Origin of the sequence: Paraburkholderia xenovorans LB400, from assembly GCF_000013645.1 — a bacterium.
Taxonomy (GTDB): Bacteria; Pseudomonadota; Gammaproteobacteria; order Burkholderiales; family Burkholderiaceae; genus Paraburkholderia; species Paraburkholderia xenovorans.
The window spans coordinates 1,319,225-1,340,907 of sequence record NC_007952.1; the positions used below are offsets into that span (position 1 = coordinate 1,319,225).

19 protein-coding genes are annotated in these 21,683 nt (G+C 64.9%); 4 read left to right on the forward strand and 15 right to left on the reverse strand.

Features of this window, described 5'->3' with window-relative positions; genetic code table 11:
- Positions 1–116 precede the first annotated feature (116 nt).
- The 9 genes from BXE_RS43445 to BXE_RS27890 form a co-directional block, all read right to left on the reverse strand.
- Positions 117–3,833 (reverse strand): enterotoxin A family protein, encoded by a 3,717-nt coding sequence (locus tag BXE_RS43445; RefSeq protein WP_011491463.1) that lies wholly within the window; start codon positions 3,831–3,833, stop codon positions 117–119.
- 159 nt (positions 3,834–3,992) lie between these two features.
- Positions 3,993–4,925, reverse strand: a complete 933-nt coding sequence (mdcH, locus tag BXE_RS27855) for a malonate decarboxylase subunit epsilon (protein WP_011491464.1) — start codon at positions 4,923–4,925, stop codon at positions 3,993–3,995.
- Positions 4,925–5,626 (reverse strand): malonate decarboxylase holo-ACP synthase, encoded by a 702-nt coding sequence (locus BXE_RS27860; protein ID WP_011491465.1) that lies wholly within the window; start codon positions 5,624–5,626, stop codon positions 4,925–4,927. Before BXE_RS27860 ends, mdcH begins: the two co-directional genes overlap by 1 nt.
- A complete protein-coding gene (gene mdcE / locus BXE_RS27865; RefSeq protein ID WP_011491466.1) occupies positions 5,626–6,444 on the reverse strand; it encodes a biotin-independent malonate decarboxylase subunit gamma in 819 nt (272 codons plus the stop codon). The genes BXE_RS27860 and mdcE overlap by 1 nt, the downstream gene beginning before the upstream one ends.
- Positions 6,441–7,343, reverse strand: coding sequence for a biotin-independent malonate decarboxylase subunit beta (locus BXE_RS27870; RefSeq protein WP_011491467.1), 903 nt, complete (start codon positions 7,341–7,343; stop codon positions 6,441–6,443). The genes mdcE and BXE_RS27870 overlap by 4 nt, the downstream gene beginning before the upstream one ends.
- Positions 7,340–7,654 carry a malonate decarboxylase subunit delta gene (locus BXE_RS27875; protein ID WP_011491468.1) on the reverse strand — a complete coding sequence of 105 codons (315 nt, stop codon included), beginning with the start codon at positions 7,652–7,654 and terminating at the stop codon, positions 7,340–7,342. The genes BXE_RS27870 and BXE_RS27875 overlap by 4 nt, the downstream gene beginning before the upstream one ends.
- Positions 7,642–8,577, reverse strand: a complete 936-nt coding sequence (locus tag BXE_RS27880; RefSeq protein WP_040124826.1) for a triphosphoribosyl-dephospho-CoA synthase — start codon at positions 8,575–8,577, stop codon at positions 7,642–7,644. Before BXE_RS27880 ends, BXE_RS27875 begins: the two co-directional genes overlap by 13 nt.
- Before the next feature lie 2 nt (positions 8,578–8,579).
- Positions 8,580–10,241 (reverse strand): malonate decarboxylase subunit alpha, encoded by a 1,662-nt coding sequence (gene mdcA / locus BXE_RS27885; RefSeq protein WP_011491470.1) that lies wholly within the window; start codon positions 10,239–10,241, stop codon positions 8,580–8,582.
- A 9-nt stretch (positions 10,242–10,250) separates the two neighbouring features.
- Entirely contained in the window at positions 10,251–11,024 is a 774-nt protein-coding gene (locus BXE_RS27890) for a GntR family transcriptional regulator (protein WP_011491471.1), read from the reverse strand.
- Positions 11,025–11,204: 180 nt separating this feature from the next.
- Between BXE_RS27890 and BXE_RS27895 the strand changes: the two genes are divergently transcribed.
- The 3 genes from BXE_RS27895 (at position 11,205) to BXE_RS27905 (ending at position 13,324) form a co-directional block, all read left to right on the forward strand.
- Positions 11,205–12,503 (forward strand): MFS transporter, encoded by a 1,299-nt coding sequence (locus BXE_RS27895; protein WP_011491472.1) that lies wholly within the window; start codon positions 11,205–11,207, stop codon positions 12,501–12,503.
- 265 nt (positions 12,504–12,768) lie between these two features.
- Complete coding sequence (locus tag BXE_RS27900; RefSeq protein WP_011491473.1) at positions 12,769–13,062, forward strand: type II toxin-antitoxin system Phd/YefM family antitoxin; 294 nt, start codon at positions 12,769–12,771, stop codon at positions 13,060–13,062.
- A 10-nt stretch (positions 13,063–13,072) separates the two neighbouring features.
- Complete coding sequence (locus BXE_RS27905) at positions 13,073–13,324, forward strand: Txe/YoeB family addiction module toxin (RefSeq protein ID WP_011491474.1); 252 nt, start codon at positions 13,073–13,075, stop codon at positions 13,322–13,324.
- A gap of 80 nt (positions 13,325–13,404) precedes the next feature.
- On the opposite strand, the gene BXE_RS27910 is transcribed toward BXE_RS27905, so the two are convergent.
- Positions 13,405–14,325 (reverse strand): DMT family transporter, encoded by a 921-nt coding sequence (locus BXE_RS27910; RefSeq protein ID WP_011491475.1) that lies wholly within the window; start codon positions 14,323–14,325, stop codon positions 13,405–13,407.
- A 102-nt stretch (positions 14,326–14,427) separates the two neighbouring features.
- On the opposite strand from BXE_RS27910, the gene BXE_RS27915 reads away from it, so the two are divergent.
- Positions 14,428–15,318, forward strand: a complete 891-nt coding sequence (locus BXE_RS27915) for a LysR family transcriptional regulator (protein WP_011491476.1) — start codon at positions 14,428–14,430, stop codon at positions 15,316–15,318.
- On the opposite strand, the gene BXE_RS27920 is transcribed toward BXE_RS27915, so the two are convergent.
- From BXE_RS27920 to BXE_RS27940, 5 genes are read right to left on the reverse strand one after another with little or no spacing between them, the layout of a single operon-like run.
- Entirely contained in the window at positions 15,303–16,361 is a 1,059-nt protein-coding gene (locus BXE_RS27920) for an ABC transporter ATP-binding protein (RefSeq protein ID WP_011491477.1), read from the reverse strand. The genes BXE_RS27915 and BXE_RS27920 overlap by 16 nt on opposite strands.
- A 28-nt stretch (positions 16,362–16,389) precedes the next feature.
- Positions 16,390–17,994, reverse strand: coding sequence for an ABC transporter permease (locus BXE_RS27925; protein WP_011491478.1), 1,605 nt, complete (start codon positions 17,992–17,994; stop codon positions 16,390–16,392).
- Positions 17,995–19,026 carry an iron ABC transporter substrate-binding protein gene (locus BXE_RS27930; RefSeq protein ID WP_011491479.1) on the reverse strand — a complete coding sequence of 344 codons (1,032 nt, stop codon included), beginning with the start codon at positions 19,024–19,026 and terminating at the stop codon, positions 17,995–17,997.
- A gap of 60 nt (positions 19,027–19,086) precedes the next feature.
- On the reverse strand, positions 19,087–20,394 hold the full coding sequence (efeB, locus tag BXE_RS27935; RefSeq protein WP_011491480.1) for an iron uptake transporter deferrochelatase/peroxidase subunit: 1,308 nt from the start codon (positions 20,392–20,394) through the stop codon (positions 19,087–19,089).
- Positions 20,395–20,431: 37 nt separating this feature from the next.
- Positions 20,432–21,595: a hypothetical protein gene (locus BXE_RS27940; RefSeq protein WP_011491481.1), complete on the reverse strand. Its 1,164-nt coding sequence runs from the start codon at positions 21,593–21,595 to the stop codon at positions 20,432–20,434.
- Positions 21,596–21,683 lie beyond the last annotated feature (88 nt).

Consider the following 21,683-nt stretch of genomic DNA (forward strand, 5'->3'; position numbering starts at 1 on the left):
GTTGACGGCGAGGCGTGGTAGGCCAGCCCGTCCGGCAAGCAAGGCAAGCCCAGTGAGCACGCAGCGCTGCTCGCGCATAGACCCGGTATCGAACGAACTTCCCGGCTGCAGTCTGGTTACGTACGCCGCAGCCTGTCTTCCAGTTCCAGGCGTTGGTCCTCCCGGAACTGCAGGTCCTTCCAGACGTCCTCGTTAATCCGGAAGCCGCTCGACGTAGGACCGAGGGTTCGATACGACTCGAGACCCGTTTTCAGATCGACCGTTGCCTGAAAGACAGGCTTACCGCCGAGTGTTCGCACTTCGAGTCGGTCCGGGCCTGTTGGAACTGCATAGAAGCCGTCCCGGAACAGCCAGGCGGCATTCTTGGAGGCAAGCCATTCAATTGCTTCAGCGGCCCCGCCGGCCTGGTCCAAATGCCTGGGATATTGGGAGAAGCTACCCTGGAAAAAGTCAGCCAGCATATGGGTAACGAATTGAGTCGTACCCGGCGGCAACATGGAATCCGGGTTCAGATCGAACTCGTACAACTGCGCGCGGTTGCCCACCGTGCTTGCCCAATAGTAGCTGTTGTAGTTCGATGCGGGCGGTGTAACTTTATTGCCGCGTGAATCCGTCAGTTGCCAGTCCGATCTGTATCCAGCGTAGTAGTCAGTGACAAACGGTGTAGACACAGCCTTGCCTACGGTCAAATGTTTCGTGTCCTCGAGATGAAGGAGACGGAAGGGATTGGTGCCATCGAAGCGAAAAACACCGTTCAAGCTACGTGGGTTCCCGGGGTTCGCGCCCACGTAGAGGTAACCGTCGTGACCGACGAGTAAGACCTTGTTGTAGTTGTTTGTATAGTGGAAACGGCCGTCGTTGCTCAGCGCAAATTGTTTCATGCTCCCCGTTGTGCTCTGGGCGTAGGATGTCCGGTAGACATGAAGGTTGTCGCTTGCATCCGCATACAGTATGTACGGCCATTCTCCGCCGTAAGCGCGAAGGGTTATTGGCCCATGATAGTCTTCACCGGCTGCCTGCCGTGTTGCTGCCTGGTGGGTTTTCAACCGGGAATTGAGATAGAAGCTGGCCAGCGTCAGGTTGGGGTCTTCTTTGGGAGCCAGCCCGATCTGCTTGCCATTTTGCATGACCGGTCTCGAGAACGGCTTGTAGGCGGGCTCCTGCCACGCAGGGCTGTTCATCGGGAAGCGGGCCAGTTGCGGCTGCGCCCCCGCGGTCCGTGTCCAGTTGTACACGTCCCAGCGAAACACCGGATTAGGCGTGAACTGCGACTTAAGCCCTTTTTGCAGGTCTTGCGTTCGCCACCAGCCGATTATCTGTGTGTTGTCGATTTGCCCAACGGCGGCAAATTCCTGGTTGTCCGGTGCGAGAGCATGTGGGCCGAGGCTTGCGTTCACATCCACCATGTTGAGGGACGGCGCGATAGCGTATATATAGCCATCAGCGGGCTGACGTTGCTGGCGGATGAGGGCGGTCGATGGCAGTCGGAATGCTCCGACGTAGCCGGCGCTGTCCGTCTGTGCTCCGTGCGAGGCGATGTCGAAATTGTGCATTTGCAGATTGACGTCCCGCAGCCTTGTGCGTCCGGCATTGAACCCCCCTCTTTTCGCGACTTTGTTGGGTGTATCCGTTGACGGCCGAAACAAAACCCACGGATCGCGGTTCGAAGACGGCCCGGTTGCGCGTTTGGTGTTGAGATGGTCCATATAGTTTTGAAGCGAAGGACGATAGTTGACTGGTTCGGCCGACAGGTTCGTGCTTGGAGGGACAAGTGGACCAACCGGCACCAGCCCTCCCATTTCTTCTGCTTCGTCCAAAGTGACGGTTCGTGAAGGTAACAACGGCCGTGTCTCTGACAGGCTGTCGCCCGGATCCCTGATTCCGGCTTCAGATGCGTACCACGTGGTCGTGGCATGGGCGATTCCGCCCTCGGTGCCATATCCCGTGTTGTAGATGCGACCTATAGTGTCCGACAGATTCTGAAGACCATCGTACGCAAACACGCCGAAATTGGGATCAAAAAGCTCGTAGCGATCATGCTCGGCGTCAGAATTGACATTGAGCCGCTGCACGATGACCGGACGACTCGCTTCTCGCGTCGATGTTCCGGCGGCTTGAGGCCCCAACGCCAGATCGATGACTGCGATGTCATTGTGCAAAGGGCGCGGTCCGCCGTCGCCGACGTACGGCTCGCTAAAGTGTGTTCTCAGATCATTGACAAGCGAGTCCGCTGTCGTAATAGCGAACGTGCCGCTGTGGCGGATGTGATTCGCCATAGTGAAGGTGGAGGTCGACTGGTGCTGCTCGTGAACGCTATTCAGATTGAGGACGGTCTGCTCACGTGTTTCCTGATTGCTCTGCCAGAAACGTAAGTTGCCCGCGGCATCGCTGAGCGTTGTTGCTGTCCCGGCGGCGATTTCCTGTAGCACATAGGTTCCCACGCTTTCGGCCGGACTGCGGAGGCCGGCTCGCTCCGCGCCGTCCGGAAAGAGCGACTTGAGCGATATTTCGTTTGATGACACGGCATGTTGTTGATAGATTAGATTTTCGCAGTCGAACTCGGGCGGTCCATAACCGAGCGCTCCCAGTTGCGGTTCAAGAACTCGCTCCGATGTCCTGACTGCCGGCGGATTCGATAAGTACACCTGCATTTTGAACGGCGTGAGTCTATATCTGTTTCCTAAGAAGGGGGGCAGATCGTCGAAAGGGCTGCGATTTCTGAAGGCGGAGTCCATATACTCGCGCAACGCATTTGCTGTACTGTTCCAGTCCCTGTATTCGAATGCGCCATTGTTGGGATCGAAGATCGAATAGTGATGGGTCGCACCTCTCTGGACGAGAATTGCGTGCCCGTAATCCCTTCGACCCTCTGGCGAATCCAGGGACAACTGGATGTATGCCATGTCGTTAGGCCGCCGCAGGAAGAGGTTCAATCGATTGATGAGCACGGTGACGCGGGTATCGGGCGCCACGGCCCCGGTGTGCAACCTGACTGATGGCTGCGGCGTATAGTGGTTGAAACCGAGTGCGGTTCTACCAGACTGGAAGTTCTGAATACGGTTGAACATGTCTGTCCGTGTATTGAGCAGGCGACTGGTTTCCGCATGCATGTTATGCACTGCTGACATTAGCGGTGGCGTGAGTGGCTCCTGATGTTCACCTATCATTTGCTGATCGGTCCATGCGAGATCGACCCGGCGCATGGCTTCCCGAACCATTCCCTCACATAGGCCGCCACTCGCTTGCCCGTGGCTCTCCGGATAGTCGACCTGATCGAATCGTTCGATTGCAATGGCGTTCCGCGCTAACGCGTTGCCGCCACGATCCTTGATGCATGTGCTGAAGGCTGGACCCCGTTTGACTCGCAACCCGAGGTTGCCGGATTCGTCGGCGTGTGGAAGGGCGGTCGATGTGAGCGCGCCAAGGGGGTACCCGTTTCTGGCGCCGGCTCGCCCTGATGCCGGAATGACCCCGGCCAGCGATGAGCTTGAGTCGCGATCGGTAGACCCAATCTGGCGAGCGTGGAAATTCGCGCGGTGGTTCGTCATGACGTCAAGCCGACGAGCGGTGCTGGTCTGTCCGTTCGGCAACGCCTCGCGGGTATCGCCCGCACTTCTGGCGAATCGCTCCGGGTGTTTGACTGCGTCGCCCGGGCGGCGCGCAGACGCGTTACCGCCTGCGTCATTCGGGTGGGTGGCCTGCGTGCTGTGGTGTTCGGTGCTGCCCTGTGCGGTGCCTGAACCGGACGCGGTGCTATCGGCGTTCTGCTCATCGGTTGAAGGGTCGTTGCTGACGCTGGTGATGTAGCTTTGATTGACGCCGGAGACGCGCATGGTCGATGCTCCAGAAAATAAAACGCCAGGAGGCGTTTCGAGGGATCGGAAGATCCCTGTGGATGATCGTAGCGACGACGAACGGAACCGGGGTAGTGTCCAGGTAAGGCGTGTCCAGGTGTTCACCCGTGGCATGCGGGCGAACGAGGCAGGCGTTGCTCAGCCGGCATCCAGACGCCGCCGCGCGGTGGCGACGAGTCGATCGAACGGAAAGGTGCTGGCGGCGAGCGCCGTGCTGTCCGGAAAGTATTCGCGCGCGATGTCGGTCAGGACCTGGCCCGGCGGCGCTTCGATCAGTACGCGCGCGCCCATTTCCTGCATGACCGCGAGCGCGTCGAACCAGCGTACGGTGTAGCGCATATTGGTTGCGAGATCGTCGCGGATCGCGTCCGCCGTGTATAGAGGGCGGCCGCCGCGATTGCCGACATACGTGCTGTGCGGCGCATGAAACGGTATTTCCTTTGCGTACGCCACCAACCCGTCCGTGGCCTGCGCGAGCAATTCGCAATGCGAGGGGACGCTCACCGCGAGGCGCGCGGCCTTGCGCGCGCCTGCGGCCAGCGCGCGTGCGGCGAACGCGTCGAGCGCGTCGTTTGCGCCCGCCACGACGATCTGGCGCGGCGCGTTCACGTTGCCGATATAGACATGCTGCCGGTTTTCATCCGCATGCCGCGCGGCGAGCGTTTCCACCTGATATTCGGTCAAACCCGAGATTGCCGCGAGGCCGTAGCCGGACGGGTATGCGGTCTCCATCAACTCGGCGCGGCGGCGAACCATCTTCAACGCGTCTGCGAAATGAATCGCACCGCAACCGACTGCAGCGGCGTACGCGCCGACGGACAAACCCGCGCTGATCTCCGCCACGAGTTGTTCGTCAGCCAGTGCGCGCGTGATCGCCACGCCTGCGACCGTCAGGCCGATCTGCACAGCGACGGTCGAGCGCAAAGCGTCCGGCGTGTCCAGCGTGAGCACATCGGCGCCGAGCACCTGCGAAGCTTCCTCCAGCGTGTCGCGCACGGCACGGTGCCGCGGCAGACGATGCAGAAACCCATCGGTCTGCGCGCCTTGTCCCGGAAAAAGCAGGGCGAGCATCAGGCGTCGTCGCCGTGCGCCGCCGCGGCCCACGGATCGGCAATCAGGCGCGGACCGCTTGCGTGGCGCGCCATCACGCGGGGTTTGTCCGCTGCCCATTCGGCCAGCGCCACGCCGCCTGCGGGTGTGTCCAGTTGCGCGTCCACGCGAACGCCCGCGCGTTGCGCCAGCGCGTGCAGATAGTCCAGCAAATGAGTCGCGAGGTTTCGCGCGAGCGGTTTTTCAAAGGCTCGGATGAGCAGGTCGAGATCGCTCGATGCCGTCGCCGTCGGGGTCCGTGTCGCCAGTTCGAAACCGGCGCTGCCGGTCGGTCCCCAGGCGAATGCGCCCAATGGGCCGGCCGCATCGGCCTGCAACGCGGCGAGTGCGGCGAAAGCGGGCAATGCGGCGCGTCCGGCGAGTGGCGTGCATGACGCGAGCGTTTCCGGCGACACGGCGCTCACCACATCCGCCGACAACGCCCACGTACCGTAGCGCTGCGACCGCCCGGCGCCGCGCACACCGATCGCGACGAACCCGTCTGCCGCCAGCGCGCGTCTGACCACCGCATACGGCGCGCGCTGGAACGCCTCGCGCACCCATGCCGGTTCGGCATCGAAGGTCTGCAGACGTTGCAGGCGCAACAAGTCGTGCGGCCGCCATCGCGCGTCGCACGACAACGCGTGGTCGATGGCGAACGGCGGCGCGGCGCACACCTGCATTACACGGCATCCCATTGTTCGGCGAGACGTCGGTGCACTTCGATCGACGCCGCGCGATTCTTCTGCGCCTCCGCCGATTCCAGCCGATGCGCGAGGTTGCGGCGGCCGTCGTCGCGCACGCTGCGAATCTGTGCGGTCAACACCTGGCGCACGTGCTCGATCTGCGCGGCGTCCGGCGCGTCGGCATCGACGTCGTCGATCAACTGGTCGAGCAACCCGAGCCTCGCGAACGACGCCATCGAGTACGACATCGGCACGATGGTTTCGCCGAGCGCGTCGAGTGCTTCGACCGTGCGGCGCGTGACGCGCGCGGCGGCTTCCTTGCCCATTGCGTGAACCATCGTGCCGGGCGCGTCGAGCGCGACGATGCGGTTGGCCTGATAGCCGTGCGCGAGGAAAGCGCCAGACATGGCCGGTCCGACGATCAGCGCGATCACCGGATGACCCGCATCGCGCGCGCTCGCGTAGGCGTCGACGGCGGCCGCGCAGGCGAGGTGAATGCCGAGCATCTCCTCGCGGTAGCCGTACGCCTGGCTTTTCACGTCGACGATCGCCACGATCGGGCGGCGCGTGCCGCTCGCTTCGTCTTGCGCCATCGCTTCGCGCACGGCACGCGCGAGCCGCCAACCCTGTTCGAGGCCGACGACGTTATCGGTCGCGCGCGGAAAGCGGTTGGAGGGATCGGGCACGACCGCAAAGAAGTGAGCCGTTTCGCCGCCGAGCGGCGCGTCGGCGCTCCATACGGGCGCCTGGCTGGCCGATTCGCCGGCAAGCGCCTGGAACCAGCGCGCGCCGCGGCTGGGTTGTACGTCGCTCATGCCTGCTCCTTGCGCAATGTGTTCTGCACGTGCTGCACGTTCTGCACGTGATGGTTGAATACGTCGCGCATGGTTTCCGGCGTGACGGTGGCGGGATCGATCTGCGCGAGCCGGTTCAGGAACAGGTCGACCTGTTCGCTGCGATGCGCGGCCGGCACACCCTGCGCGAACGCGGCATGCACGGCGGCGCGCACCGCGTCGGCGTCGTCGTCGACCAGTTGATCGGCGAGCGCGGTCGCCGTGCGCTGTTCGCCGCCGATCAGTTGCCACACGCGGCGGCGATCGCTGGCGTCGAGTTCCTCGATACCGGCTTCCTGTTCGATCACCTCGGGGCCGTTCATGCCGAGCCGCCCCTGCTTCGTGACGACCAGATACGAGCACAACGCCGCGGCCAGCGACATGCCGCCGAAGCAGCCGACCATGCCCGCGATCACGCCGACCACCGGCACATGCCGGCGCAACGCGACGATGGCCGCCTGAATCTCCGCGATCACCGCGAGGCCGAGGTTGGCTTCCTGCAACCGCACGCCGCCCGTTTCGAACAGCACGACCGGCCGCACGATCTTGCCGCGTTCGCAGTCGCGCAACGCCAGTTCGAGCGCGGCGGCGATCTTGCTGCCCGACACTTCGCCGATGCTGCCGCCCTGGAACGCGGATTCGATCGCGGCGACCACGGCGGGCTCGCCGCCGATGGTGCCGCGCGCGATCACGCAGCCGTCGTCCGCCTGGCAGACGACGCCTTGCAGCGGCAGCCACGGCGATTCGATCCTGTCGAACGGGCCGAGCAGTTCGCGGAAGGTGCCCGCATCCAGCAGCGAGCGGGCGCGTTCGCGCGCCGGCAGTTCAATGAAACTTTCGCGCAGCAGCGGCGCGGGATGGGTGCTCGCGACCGTGTTCATGCATCGTCTCCCTGTTCGGCGGCTTCGACGGCTTCGGCGAGCCGCAACGCGACCACGCCGGGCGTCGCGCCGAAGTCGTTGATTTCGATTTGCGCGGCGCCGTCGTAGCGGGTGAAAAAACGGTCGAGCACGCTTTTCCAGATGTGGCTGTAGCCGTCGACGCTGGTGCGCACGACCACGTGCGCTGCCAGCGCGCCAGCCTGATCGGCGGGCGAGAGCAGCACCTCCAGATCGCCCGAGCCCACCACGCCGACATGCGCGCGGGTCGTGACGGCGCGTTGCGCCGGATAGTCGAAGGTCAGATGTTCCATGTGTCCGGGCTCCCGTTGGCGTCGTGATGGGCCAGCATGTCGAGAAAGAGGGTGGCGGCGAGCAGATCGGCTGCGCCGCCGGGCGATGCGTTGAGCGTCAGCAGGTTGCGTTCGAGTGCGGCGAGCGCTTCGAGGCCCGCAGGCGTCGAACTGCCGCCCGCGTCCAGCACGCGTTGCGCGCCGTGTTGTCCGGCATGCAAACCGGGCAACCCCGCGCGATGCAGCAGGCAGGTGTCGTCCAGCTTTGCCATGATCGAGAGCAGCGTGTCGAGGCGCGCGGCGTTTTCGTCGATGCCTCGCTCGCGCGCCGCGAGCAACGCAGGCAGGCCGACCTCGATGACGTGCGGAAAGCCGTCTTGCGCTTCGCGGCGCGCGCCGCCGACGTGATAGCGCTGACGTGCGCGTTCGCCGTGACTGTCGGAGGGCGCGGCGAAGCGGTCCGGAAAGCACGCGATCTGCGCGGCGCCCGTGCAGATCCGCGCCGCGTTCAGACGCATCGCACCAGCGGGCAGCGATGCGCCCGCGACCAGCAGCCCGATAATCCAGATCGCGCCGCGATGCGCGTTGCTGCCGCCCGTGGCGTGCAGCATGTCGAGTTCGCCGGCGCGGCCGATCTGTGCGAGCTCGGTGCGCAACAACGCAGACGGTTCGCCGCGGCGGCGCGCCGCGCGCGCGAGTGTCGCAAAGGTCGGTTCGAGCGCGTGCGCCGAGCGCAGCATGGTGTCGAGATCGAGGTCGCGATGGGCGCCGCTGCCGCGCCGGTCGACCAGCGCAGGTTTGGGGGTGAGCTGGGCTTCGTCGATCAGCGCGGAGATGGCGTAGCGCGCGAGTTGCGCGTCGGAAAGCGTGCGCGCAGCGTTACCGCGTGGCGCGGGCGCTTCCTCTCGCACACTCTCTCGCGCACACGAAATGCCGGGCGCCATGCTCACCAGCTCCTGAAGCGCGCGGGCGGCTCGTACAGGCCACCCGACCACGTCACCAGATCGTCGATGCTGCGCGCCGCCAGCAGCGAGCGCTTGGCCTCGCCGCGACGAATGCCCAGGTCCTCCGGATACGCGACGATGCCGCGCCGGCGCAACTCCGCGGTCTTCTCCGGTCTGGCGCGCAGCCCGATCGGCGTCACGCCGGCCACGGCCGCGATCGCCGCGCGCCGCTCGTCGATGCCTTCGGCCTTGTGCAGATGCGCGATGCCTTCCTCGGTGACGACATGGCTGACGTCGTCGCCGTAGATCATCACGGGTGCGATCGGCATGCCGCTTTTCGCGCCGACCGCGACGGCGTCGAGTTCATCGACGAAGGTCGGCTCGCCGCCTTTCTTGTAGGTCTCGGCCATCTGCACGACGAGTTTGTGGCCACGCGACACCGGGCCCTCGTCGCGCAGCAGCTTGAGCCACGCCTGGCTCGAATGACGCCGGCCGCGCGGATCGTGGCCCATGTTCGGCGCGCCGCCGAATCCGGCGAGACGCCCGCGCGTGACGGTCGACGAATTCGCGTCCGCGTCGATCTGCAGGGTCGAGCCGATGAACAGATCGACGCCGTATTGCCCGGCCAGCTGGCACAGCACGCGGTTCGAGCGCAGGCTGCCGTCGCTGCCGGTGAAGAACACGTCGGGACGCGCCTCGATATACGCCTCCATGCCGACTTCGCTGCCGAAGCAATGAATGCTGTCGACCCAGCCCGATTCGATCGCGGGAATCATGGTGGGATGCGGATTGAGCGTCCAGTTGCGGCAGATCTTGCCTTTCAGGCCGAGCGACTCGCCGTAGGTGGGCAGCAGCAGTTCGATCGCGGCCGTATCGAAACCAATGCCGTGATTCAGGGACGTTACGCCGTACGGTTCGTAAATGCCGCGAATCACCATCATCGCCGTGAGCACCTGCAGGTCGCCGATATGGCGCGGATCGCGCGTGAACAGCGGCTCGACGGCGAACGGCCGGTCCGCCTGCACGACCACGTCCACCCATGAACCCGGAATGTCCACGCGCGGCAATTCGTCGACGATCTCGTTGACCTGCACGATCACGATGCCATGACGGAAGGCGGCCGCCTCGGCGATGGTGGGCGTGTCTTCGGTATTCGCGCCGGTGTACAGATTGCCGTGGCGGTCGGCCTTTTCCGCGCACAGCAGCGCGACGTGCGGCGTGAGATCCACGAACATGCGCGCGTACAACTCCACGTACGTATAGATCGCGCCGATTTCCAGCTGGCCGTCTTCGAGCAGTTGCGCGACCCGCAGACTTTGCGGGCCGGCAAACGAGAAGTCGACTTTGTGCGCGATGCCGCGCTCGAATAGCGTCAGGTGCTCGGGACGGCCAATGCTCGAAATCAGCAGATGCACGTCGTGAATCTTTTGCGGATCGACCCTGGCGAGCGAGCGGGACAGGAAGTCGGCCTGCTTCTGGTTGTCGCCTTCGAGCGCGACACGGTCGCCCGGTTGAATCAGCATTTCGAGCGCCTCGACGATACGGCCCGGCGGCAGCACACCGTCTTCGAGCCAGGGGGCGATGGCCGCGAGGCGACGGTTCTTTTCGTCGCGGCGCGTGGTCCACGAACGCGCGGGGGGTGACGTTTCGGCGGGTCGGTTCATCGGCTTCTCTCAGTTCCCGGTGGTGGCGCGCGGGGGTCTGCCGCGCGGCCTGGGTTGATTCGCGTGCGCGGCTTCGGCCTGTGCGCGCTCGGTCAGGAAACGGTAAAGCAGGTCGCCCGTGCCCAGCAGATGCGCGACGACCAGTTGCTGCGCGGCGGCAATGTCGCGGCGCAGCACGGCATCGAGCAGGGCGGCGTGTTCATTGTCGGACTCGCCCTTGTACGACGGCAAGCCAAACTTCAGGCGCAGATATCGTTCACCGCGCCGGTGCAGCGTGCCGATCATGTCCTCGAGCTGCGGACGGGCAGCGGGCGCATACAGACTCATGTGAAACGCGACATTGCGCTCGACGTACAGCGAAGGGTCGGCCTCGCGTTCGGCGGCGCGGCACAAATTGGCGCTTTTGCGCAGCGTGGCAGCGGTGTGACGGGGAATGGCCAGGCCGATGGCGAGGCTCTCCAGCGCCGAGCGGATCTCGTAGATTTCGCGTGCTTCTTCCGCCGACAAAGGCGCGACCGTGGCGCCTTTATGCACCGCCGCTTTGGCCCAACCCTCGCTCTCCAGTTGACGCAAGGCTTCGCGCACGGGAATTGCGCTGACCGAAAAGTGCCGCGCGATCGCGTCCTGCCGCAGCGGCGCACCCGGCGCCAGCGTACCGTTGACAATCGCCTCGCGCAGCGCCTCCGCGATCACGCGGGACGTGCTTTCGCGCGGCGCCGCCGCGGGTAAAAGCGGGCTGCGCGCCGGGGCGTCCAGGGGAAAACCATCTATTGCGTCGCTCATAAGATCAAATATTATATATAAAAAGACGCGATTTACAGGCGGGCAAACCCGAAATTTTTTCGCCGCTCTGTCCGTGGCGTCCTCTGACTGACTGGTCTTGCGAGGACGCCCGGTTCATCGACAAACGCGCCAATCCGTTGTTTCCATTACGTACGCCAACCGTTGGGCCGGAGGAGCATGATGAATTCACTAACCGACCGCACGTCGGTCACGCGGCGCCGCACGCCGCTGAATCGTTCGCAGATCGCAGGTTTCTGGGGCGCGTGGGCAGGCTGGACGCTCGACGGGATGGACTCGTTCATCTATGCGCTGGTGCTGACGCCGGCTTTGACCGAGTTGCTGCCGCGCTCGGGCTATGCGGCCACGCCGGCGAATGTCGGTCTCGCCGGCTCGATCCTGTTCGCGCTGTTTCTGGTCGGGTGGGGACTGTCGTTCATCTGGGGGCCGCTCGCCGATCGCTTCGGCCGCACCAAGGTGCTGGCCGGCACCATCTTCACGTTCGCGATTTTCACGGGGCTCGCGGCGACCTCGCACAACGTATGGGAACTCGGCATCTATCGCTTCATTGCGGGGGTTGGCATCGGCGGCGAGTGGGCGCTGGCCGGCACGTATGTAGCGGAAGCATGGCCGGAAGATCGCCGCAAGATGGGCGCCGGTTATCTGCAAACGGGCTACTACGCCGGGTTCTTCCTTGCCGCGGCGCTGAACTACACGGTTGGCGTGCATTACGGCTGGCGCGCGATGTTCCTGACCGGCGCCGTGCCGGTGGTGGTCGCGATTCTGATCCTGCTGCGCGTGAAAGAGTCGGAGAAGTGGCAGAAGGCCGAGGCGCGCACCGTACGCACCAGGCCGCTGCGCGAAATCATGGGGCCGGCGTATCGACGCCGCACCTGGGTCGCGTGCATCCTGCTGACGATCGCCATCATCGGGTTGTGGGCCGGCGCGGTGTACGAACCGTCCGCCGTGATCCAGCTGGCGACCAAAGCCGGCATGGCCAAAAACGACGCGATCAGAACGGCGTCGCTGGCCACGGGTCTCCTGTCCATTGCGACGATCCTCGGCTGTCTTGCGTTGCCGCCGCTTGCCGAGCGCATCGGCCGCAAGAAGACGCTGGCGATCTACTTCCTGGGCATGGCGGTCGCGATCGTCGGCAGTTTCGGCTGGGCGTTCTACTTGCCCAACGGACTCGCGCCGTTCATTGCGTGGCTCTTCGTGCTGGGGTTCTTCGGCGGCAATTTCGCGCTGTTCAGCCTGTGGCTGCCGGAGCAGTTCGAAACCCGCGTGCGGGCGACGGCGTTTGCGTTCTGCACCTCGTTCGGGCGGTTCGTCGGCGCGGGCGTCAACTTTCTGCTCGGCGCGGCGGTGCTACACATGCATACGCTCGGCGTGCCGGTGGCGTTGACGGCGCTCGCGTTCATCGTCGGGCTGTTCGTGATTCCATTCGCGCCGGAGACGCGGGGCGAGGTGTTGCCGCAGTAAGGTTGGCCGTTCGGCCGAGTGGCGGGAGGAACTGCAAGCGGGCATCCTTTCCATCGGTTAGAGACGTAGTTTTTTCTGCGGTTTCGAATGGGCCAATCTGTACAGAATCCGGTACAATGATCGCCGGTGGTCTCGGGTGCCTTTCTGCTTCGAGCCACCGGTTTTGCATGTGGTCGCGCTTCGTACGGGTATCCGTTCGACAGTGGAATCGTCCCTAACTTTTGACAGGAGTGACTGGAGGGCAACCTCCCAGTCAGGAAAACGAATGAACGTCCTTACTTATAGCGAGGCGCGTGCCGGCTTCAAGCAGGCGATGGACGACGTCTGCCGCGATCACATACCCATGCTGATCACGAGGCAGACGGGCGAAAACGTGGTGATGGTTTCGCTCGCGGATTTCAATGCGATGCAGGAGACCTTGTATCTGTTGAGTTCGTCGAAGAACGCCCAGCGGCTCGCCCGATCTATCGCTCAACTGAACGCCGGCGGTGCGACTGCGCGTGAACTGCTGACCGATGAACAGACACAGAAGCCGCAACGAGGAGGCCGCAAAGGCTGACAGCATTTTTATGTTCACCGACGACGCGTGGGACGATTACCTGTATTGGCAAGAGACCGACCGGAAGGTCGTGCGCAAGATCAACACGCTGCTGGAGGAGTGCCGGCGCGATCCTTATCGCGGTACGGGGAAACCGGAGGCGTTGATGGGCAGCATGAGCGGATTGTGGTCTCGGCGTATCACGCTGGCCGACCGTCTTGTCTACTTGCCGCGAGACGGAAAGATCTACGTGATCGCCTTTCGCTTCCACTACGACTGCTGAGCGAAACCGGGTGAAACCACCCGGTTTTTATTCAACGTTTTTATTCAACGCCTTCGACCGCGATCGGGCGCACCGGCATCTCAATCCATCTGCCGCCGCGCCCGCCAGCCAGGCCGCAGCATTGAAAGCAGCGGCCATCCGAGGTTCACTCCGAGACTCGCCACCACGATCAGCACCATGCCGGCAAATTGCGGTATGGACAACGCCCGCCCGTACACCACGGCATCGACCACGATCGCCGTCAGCGGATACACGAACAGCAATACGGCGATGACCGGCGTGCTCAGCTTGGGCAGCGCGCCGTAAATCAGCACATACGACAGCCCCGTGTGCAGCACGCCCATGCCGACCAGCCAGAACCACTGCATCGGGCCGATATGCGCGGCGGTGAGCGGCGCGATGAACGGCAGGCACACGACACCGACCGCGCACTGCGTGAGCGTCAGCAGATGCGGGCGCAAATTGCCGAGCCCTTTGGCGATCAACGTGACGCTCGCGTACAGCACCGAACCCACCAGCGCTTCGCCGACGCCGATCAGATAGCTCGCATGGCCTTGCCAATTCTGCGTGACCGCGACGCCCGACGCGAGCACGAGCCCCACGAAAGCGGCCGCGATCCAGCCGAGCCGGTCCATGCCGAGCCGCTCGTTGAACAACGCCGCGCCGATCAGCACGACCCAGAACGGTTGCACATGAAACACCACGGTGGCGACCGCGATGCTGGTGCGATGAATCGCGTCGAAGAAACCGACCCACTGCGTGACCATCAGTACGCCCGTGATCAGCGCCAGCGAGACGGTGCGTCGCGTGAAATGCGCGTGCGTGAAGAAGCCCTTCCACGCGCAATACGCGGCCAGCGAGAGAAAGCCGAACAGGCAGCGAAAGAACACCAGCACCAGCGCACCGAGCTGCGCTTCCTCGACGAAGATGCCGAGCGTGCCCATCAGAAGCCCGCCGCTCGCCAGCGTGATGGCGCCTTGTTGACGTTGGGTGAGGGACATGCGCCGTGGTCTCCGTGATCTGATGTCGCGAGTATTGCGCGGCTTGCACGGCACCGACAAACGAATTAAATTGAGCAATTCCATAAGCGGAATTGATGAATCATGCACCCCGAATTCGACGTCGATCTGCTGCGCACCTTCGTTGCGGTGGTGGAAACGGGCAGCTTCACGAAGGCGTCGGCGACCGTGCATCGCTCGCAGGCGGCCGTCAGCATGCAGATCAAGCGGCTCGAAACCATGCTCGGCACGACGCTGTTCGCCCGCAACACGCGCAATCTGTCGCTCACGCGGCCGGGCAATACGTTGCTCGAATACGCGCGGCGCGTGCTGGCGTTGCATGAAGAGGCATGGTCGGCAATCGTGCGGCCCGAGGTCACCGGCCGCGTGGTGCTTGGCGCGCCGGACGATTACGTCTCCTCGCTGCTGTCGCCCGTGTTGCGGCGTTTTTCGAATCTGTATCCGCATGTGGAGATCGAGATCGTCTGCGCGCAGAGCACGTCGCTCGCGCCGATGCTGGCCGATAACAAGATCGATCTCGCGTTCGTCACGCGCGACCGCAAGCTGCGCGGCGAATTCGTGCGCAGCGAGCCGATGGTGTGGGTGGGCGCGTCGCTGGACACGCCGGTGCTGGCGGCGTCGCCGCTGCCGGTGGGACTTTATGAGCCGGGCTGCGTGGCGCGCCAGCATACGCTGGCCGCGCTCGACGGCGCGCGGATCCGCTATCGCGCGGCGTTCAGCAGCGCGAGCCTGATGGGACTGGTGGCAACCGTGGATGCGGGTTTGTCGGTGATCGCGCTCACGCGTTGCAGCGTGCCGCCGCGGCTGACGATTCTCGGTGAGGCGCAAGGCCTGCCGAAGATCGCGCCGCTGGAAATCGTGGTGGCGCGCAGCGCCAAGTCGGATCGGCCCACCTGCGATTATCTGGCCGCGCAGATGATGCAGGATCTGTCGCAGCGGCCACAGGCTCAGGCTCAGGTTCAGGCTCGCGCGTAAGCCGTCACCTCGCCGTCCACCGTGAGCCGCACCTGCTCGCCCGGCCGTGGACAAAGATAGCCGGGCACGCGCGCGCGGATCATTGTCCGCGTGCCGGAACGCAACTGCAGCGCGACGCCCGCGTCCTGCCCCTGGAAGATCACTTCGGTGACCACGGCGTCGTGAATCCCCGCGCCGTTGGGCATCGTTTCTTCGGCGCGCAGCAGACGGATCTGCTCGGGCCGCACCATCACATCCACCGCGCCCTGGCCGACCGGCCCGACTAACGGCAACTCGCCCAGCTCACAGCTCACGCGGTCCTGCCTGACCACGCCCGGCAGCAACACCGCTTCGCCGACGAAAGACGCCAGCTCGCGCGTCACCGGCCGGCGGTAGAGCGTCTCCGGCGTCGCCGTCTGGATCAGCCGGCCGTTCCATAGCACTGCCACCTCATGTCCGAGCGACAAGGCTTCGGATTGATCGTGCGTCACCAGCACGGCGGTCGCGCCGGTCGCGGCCAGCGCGCTGGCCACGGCCTGCCGGGTTTCGAGCCGCAATGCGGCGTCGAGCGACGAGAAGGGCTCGTCGAGCATCACCAGCGTCGGCGCTGGCGCCAGCGCGCGCGCCAGCGCGACGCGTTGCTGCTGGCCGCCCGACAGCTGTTGCGGCGCACGTTCACCGAAGTTCGCCGGCAGGCCGACCAGCTCCAGCAACTCGGCCACGCGATGCCGTGCACGGCGCTGCGCGCGCGGCAAGCCGAACACGATGTTGTCCGCCACGGACAGATGCGGAAACAGCGCGCCTTCCTGCGGCACGTAGCCGATATGGCGCTGCTCCGACGGCACATGCAGACCGTCGCCGGCCACGCGGCGGCCGTCGATGTCGACACTGCCGCCATCCGCGCGCTCGAAGCCGCACAAGAGGCGCAGCAGGGTGGTCTTGCCGCTGCCCGAAGGACCGAGCAACGCCAGCAGCGTGCCGCGCTCAACGGACAGATCGATGCCGTGCAGCACGGGCGTGCCGTCGAATGATTTTTGCAGCCCGTGGATACGAAGTTCGCTCATGAAAATCCGATGGTAAAAGCGCGGCGTGTCAGCCGCGTTCGCCGAGTAGCGCCGATTTGCCGAGCAGCGCGAAGAGCAGCCCCGAGGCGAACAGCGAAATGCCGGTGAGTAGCGCTGCGTAGGGCGCAGCGGCGGCGAACGCCATCGTCGAGGTGTCGGCCCAGACCTGGGTGGCGAGCGTTTGCGTGTCGAGCGGAGAGAGCAGCAGCGTCGCGTTCAGCTCGGTGACGACCGAGATGAACACCATCGCCGCGGCCGCGCCGAGTCCGGGCGCCGCCAGTGGCAGCACCACCCGAAACAGCGTTTGCGACCAGTTCAGGCCGAGGGCGCGCGCGGTCTCCTCGAGGCGCGGCTGCGCCTGCATGAAGGCGGCGCGCACACTGACCAGCGCCACCGGCATGAACAGCATCGCGTAGGCGATCACGAGCAGCGTCGCGCTCTGATAGAGCGGTTGCAGCACGTGTACCGCGAGCGACACGATTGCCAGCGCGATCACCAGACCCGGCACGCCCTGCGCGAGAAACACCGTGCGTTCGAACAGCGTCGCGAAACGGGTCGGATAGCGCACCAGCAGGAACGCGAGCGGCACGACCAGCAGCGTGGTCAGCAACGCGGCCGCAAGGCCGAAACCGAGCGACGAGAGCGTGGCGTTGAACAGCAGTTCGGGCGAAACGTCGGCCGGCGTGACGGCGGCCGCGCCCGGTTGCGTGAGCCAGTAGCCGATCATGCCGAGCGGCACGCCCAGCGTCGTGACCGACAGCAGCGCAAAGCCCGCGACGACGATCCAGCGCCATATGCCCAGGTCGTAGCGCAAAACCGCGCGCCGTGTGCCGCGATCGACGCGTTCATAACGCGCCGCACCGCGCACGCGAAACTCGAAGGCCAGCACGATCAGGCAGATCACGATCAGCAGGCACGCGAGCAGCGACGCGCCGCCGCCATCGAAACTGGTGCGGAATTCCGCGTAGATCTGCGTGGTGAACGTGCGAAAACGCAGCAGCGTAAACGCGCCGAATTCGGACAGCACGCCGAGCGCCACCAGCAGCATGCCGCCGAGCAACGCGGGACGCAGTTGCGGTAATACCACGCGAATGAAGGTACTCCAACGATTGCAGCCGAGGGCGCGCGCGCTTTCTTCGAGCGCGGGATCCATGCTGCGCAGGGCGGCGGCCACCGGTAGATAGACGAGCGGAAAATACGCGCAGGTGAGCACCAGCAGAGCGCCGTTGAAGTCCTGCAAATCCAGGCTCAGCGACACCCACGCATAGCTCGAGATGAACGCCGGCATGGCGAGCGGCGCGGCGCTCAGCACGGCCCACGCGCGGCGCCCCGGCAAGTGCGTGCGTTCGACGAACCACGCGGCGGCCGTGCCGATCACGGCGGAGACCAGCGTGGTCGAGACGGTGATCGTCAGCGTGTTGACCAGCAGTTCGCCGACGAGCGGGCGGAACACCAGATCGACCGCCTCGGCCGCGCCGAAGCTGGCGGCGCGCCAGAACGTAAACGCAATCGGCAGCAACACCAGCAAAGCGCTGAGTGCCGCTGCCGCGAACAGACCGCGCGGCGCGCGCGACCGGGCGCGCGCCGGGACAGGGGAGACAGCCGGCGGGCCGGCTGACAAAGCTTCGCTCATTTACAGCAGGCCTGCCTGACGCAGCAGCTTGCCGGCCTGGCTGTCGTCGCCGAGTTGCTGGATCGTCAGCGGCGGCGGGCTCAGTTCCGCAAAAGGCTTGAGGATTGGGTCCGGTGCGATGCCCGCGTGCAGCGGATATTCGAACATCACGTGGCTGTTCGCCATCAACTGTTGCGCGCGGTCGCTCACCAGGTAGGCGAGAAACTTCTGTGCGCCGTCCGCGTTGTGGGCGGACTTGAGCACCGCGGCGCCCGACACGTTCACCGCCGCGCCGGCGTCGCCGTTGCCGAAGTGATAGATCGCGCTGCGGGTTTTGCTATCGCCGAGTTCGGCATGCAGACGCGCCCAGTAGTAGTTGTTGATCAGACCGGTCGCGACACCGCCGCGGTTCACGGCGGCGACCACGCCTTCGTCGTCGTCGAAAATCTGCGCGTTGGCTTTCAGGCCTTTGAGCCATTGCACCGTTTGCGCTTCGCCCTTCAGCGCGAGCACGGCGGAGACGAGCGGCAGGAAGTCGCCGTCGCTCGGGGCAATGCCGATCTTGCCTTTCCATTCCGGCCTGGCGAGATCGAACAGCGATTGCGGCAGTTGCGATGCCTGGACCTTGGCGGTGTTGTAGGCGAGCACGTTTTCACGCGCGGTCACCGCGACCCATGCGCCGGTCGGTGAACTGAAACGCGCCGGCACGGTGGCGAGCGTCGAGGCGTCCACCTTGCTCAACAGACCTTTCTCTTCGAGCAGCATCAGTTCCGGCGAGTTTTCCGTGAAGTACACGTCGGCGGGTGTGGCGGCGCCTTCGGCGACGATCTGCGCGGCCATTGCCGGGCCTTCGCCGTTGCGGATCTTCACCGAGATGCCCGACTGCTTTTCGAAGTCTTTGGCGAGCAGGTTGACGACCTGCTCGTGCTGCGCGTTATACAGCGTGATCGACGCGGCCTGAGCGGCCGAAGGTGCCGTCGCGAAAGCGGTCAGCGCAAGCGCGGCCGCGCTGCCCAGAACACGCAGACGAGTGCCAAACGAGTTGTAAGCCATGATCCAGAAATCCGTTGTGATGTTGTAGTTGATCTGTGTTGTGTCGACTGCCCGGCCCGCTCAGGTCTCGAATAATCCCGCACCGATATACGAACCCGGCTTCGCACCCGGCGGCACGGCGAAAATCGCGCTGCCGACGTGCGTCGTGAACTGGTTCATCATGTCGAACTTCGCGAGCCTGTCGTTGATCGGAATGAAGCCGGTGCGCGGGTCGCCCTGATGCGCAATGAAGATGAGGCCCGCGTCGTACTCCGTTTCCTGGCGCCACGGCGGCCAGCGCTCGATATAGAAGTTGGTGCCGTCGTTATACGAGTACGAGCGGCGCAGAATCTGCGCGCCGTTGTTGCTCGCCTGGTTCGACAGACGCACGTGCGAGTTCTCCGGAATCACCGGATTGCCGTCCTTGTCTTCTTCCTTCAGGTCCACGGCGTCGAACTCGTTCTTCTTGCCGATCGGCGCGCCGCTGTATTTGTGGCGCCCGAACACCTGTTCCTGGAAGTCCAGTTCAGTGTTGTCCCAGTGTTCCAGCGTGATGCGGATGCGCCGCACCACGGTGTAGGTGCCGCCTTCCATCCACGGCGCGTCGGCGCTGGCGCCGGCCCACACGAACTGGTTCATCAACTGCGGCTTCGCGGTAGACGGATTGTTGGTGCCGTCCTTGAAGCCCATCAGATTGCGTGGCGTCTGACCGCGCGGACCCGACAGGAAGCCGGACTGGCCCCAGCGCATCGCCGCCGTGCCATACGCCATGCGCGACAATTGCCGCACTGCGTGAAACGCCACCTGCTGATCGTTCGCGCACGCCTGGATAAACAGATCGCCGCCGGTTTTCTCCTTGATCAACTGGTCGCCGTTAAAGCGCGGCAGATCGACGAGCGCGGCCGGGCGGCGCGCGGCGAGACCATAGCGATCCTTGCCTTCATGCGTGAAGAGGCCGGGGCCGAAGCCGAAGGTGATCGTCAACCCACAGGGGCCGAGGCCGAGCACGTCGCCGGAATCGGGCGCGGCCTTGTTGTCGCCGGCGTCGCCGGTCGGCAGCGGCGCGGCCGTGCCGCCTTGCGTGAGCCGTGCGGCCGCCTCGGTCCAAGCGCGCAACAGGGCGATCACGTCGTCACGCTTCTCGGTGGTCAGATCGAGCGCGGCGACGTAAGTGTGGCTTTGCTGCGGCGTGACGATGCCGCCCTGGTGCGCGCCGTAGAACGGCTCGACGGCCATCTGCGGATCGGCGGCGGCATGCGGCTGCGTTTTGCCGAGCGCATTCTGCGGCGCGGCCAGGCCCGCGCCGAGGCTCGCGCCCGCTGCAACCGCGGCGCCGCCGGCCTTGAGAAACCCGCGCCGTGAGGGCCGCGGGGGTCGATCGTTTGCCATGATGACTTCACCTTCGTTTGGCTTTGGAATGTGCGGCTTACTTCGCGAGCACCAGCGTGTTCACGTCGTCCTGCACGTAGTAGAAACCGTCGCCTTCAGGCGTCATCGCGAGGCCGAACAGGTCGCCGTTGCCCGGGGGCGATTGCGCCTTGTCGGTGTCGATCCAGCGCGCGTAGATCTGCCTGCCGCTGGCGGGATCGATTTCGACGATCTGGCCGTTCAGCGCGTTGGTCACGAGCAGGTGGCCGTTGGGCGCGGTCACCATCGCGAGCGGCCGGTGCAGCAGACCGTCGGCGGTCAGTTGACGGCCGACGCCCGCGCTCGTGTCGCGCGTCATCGGTTCGTCGATTTCGGTGATGCGGTTGCCGATCGCGTCGGACACATACAGCAGCTTCTGATCGCCCGAGAGCGCGAGTCCGGTCGGGCCGACGAGGAACACGCCCTTGTCCGCCTGCGCGCCGAAGCCGCTGCCCACCACCGTTTCCTTCTTCACGACGGGCGGCTTGCCGGGCGGCACGTCGAGGTCCAGACGCAGCACGGTGGCCTGCTTGAACACCGGCGGATTGCCGTCCGCGCCGCCCACGCCGAAGCCGGCCATGCTGACGAACAGCGTCGCGCTGGTGCCGTTGTCGACGACCGCCATGTTGCCCCACGGATCGTTGATGTTCGGGCTGGTGATCGTCGAGGCGACCTTGCCTTGCGGATCGATCACGATCAGGCAGCCGGCGCCTTTGGTGCCGGTGGTGCCGTCGTTGCTCGGCGTGCTGCCGACGATCACGTAGCCGGACTTCAGCATCGTCATCGCGGTCGACAGGCCGATGCCGCCGGGGCATTCCTTCAGGTCGCGCGGCACCGTGGCGAACACCGTCATCTCTTTGGTGTCCGGGTGATAGTTGATGATCGTGCTGCCGGTGCCCTGCAGGTTGGTCGAGTTGTTGAAGTTGCCGACCAGCACGTCGCCTTGCTTGACCGTGCCGGCCGTGACCGGCGCGACCACCACCGCGTACGGATTCTGGTCGCCGTTGCCGGGCACGGTGTTGATGAGCGTGGTGTGGTGCTTGACGGTTTCGAGGAAACCTTGCGGCTCGGCCAGCGCGCTGCCGGCCATCGCGAATGCGGCCGTGCCGAGCGCGACGGCAAACAGGGGCCTTGCGAGAGCCCGCGCGGCACGCGGAGAAAACTTGCGCGTGGGGTTGTTCACGATTGAGCCTCCGTGCCTGCGCACAAAGCGGGGGTTGCGGTCATGATCGAAAGCATGGGATTCGATGGGTCGGTAGCGTGTGAATTGG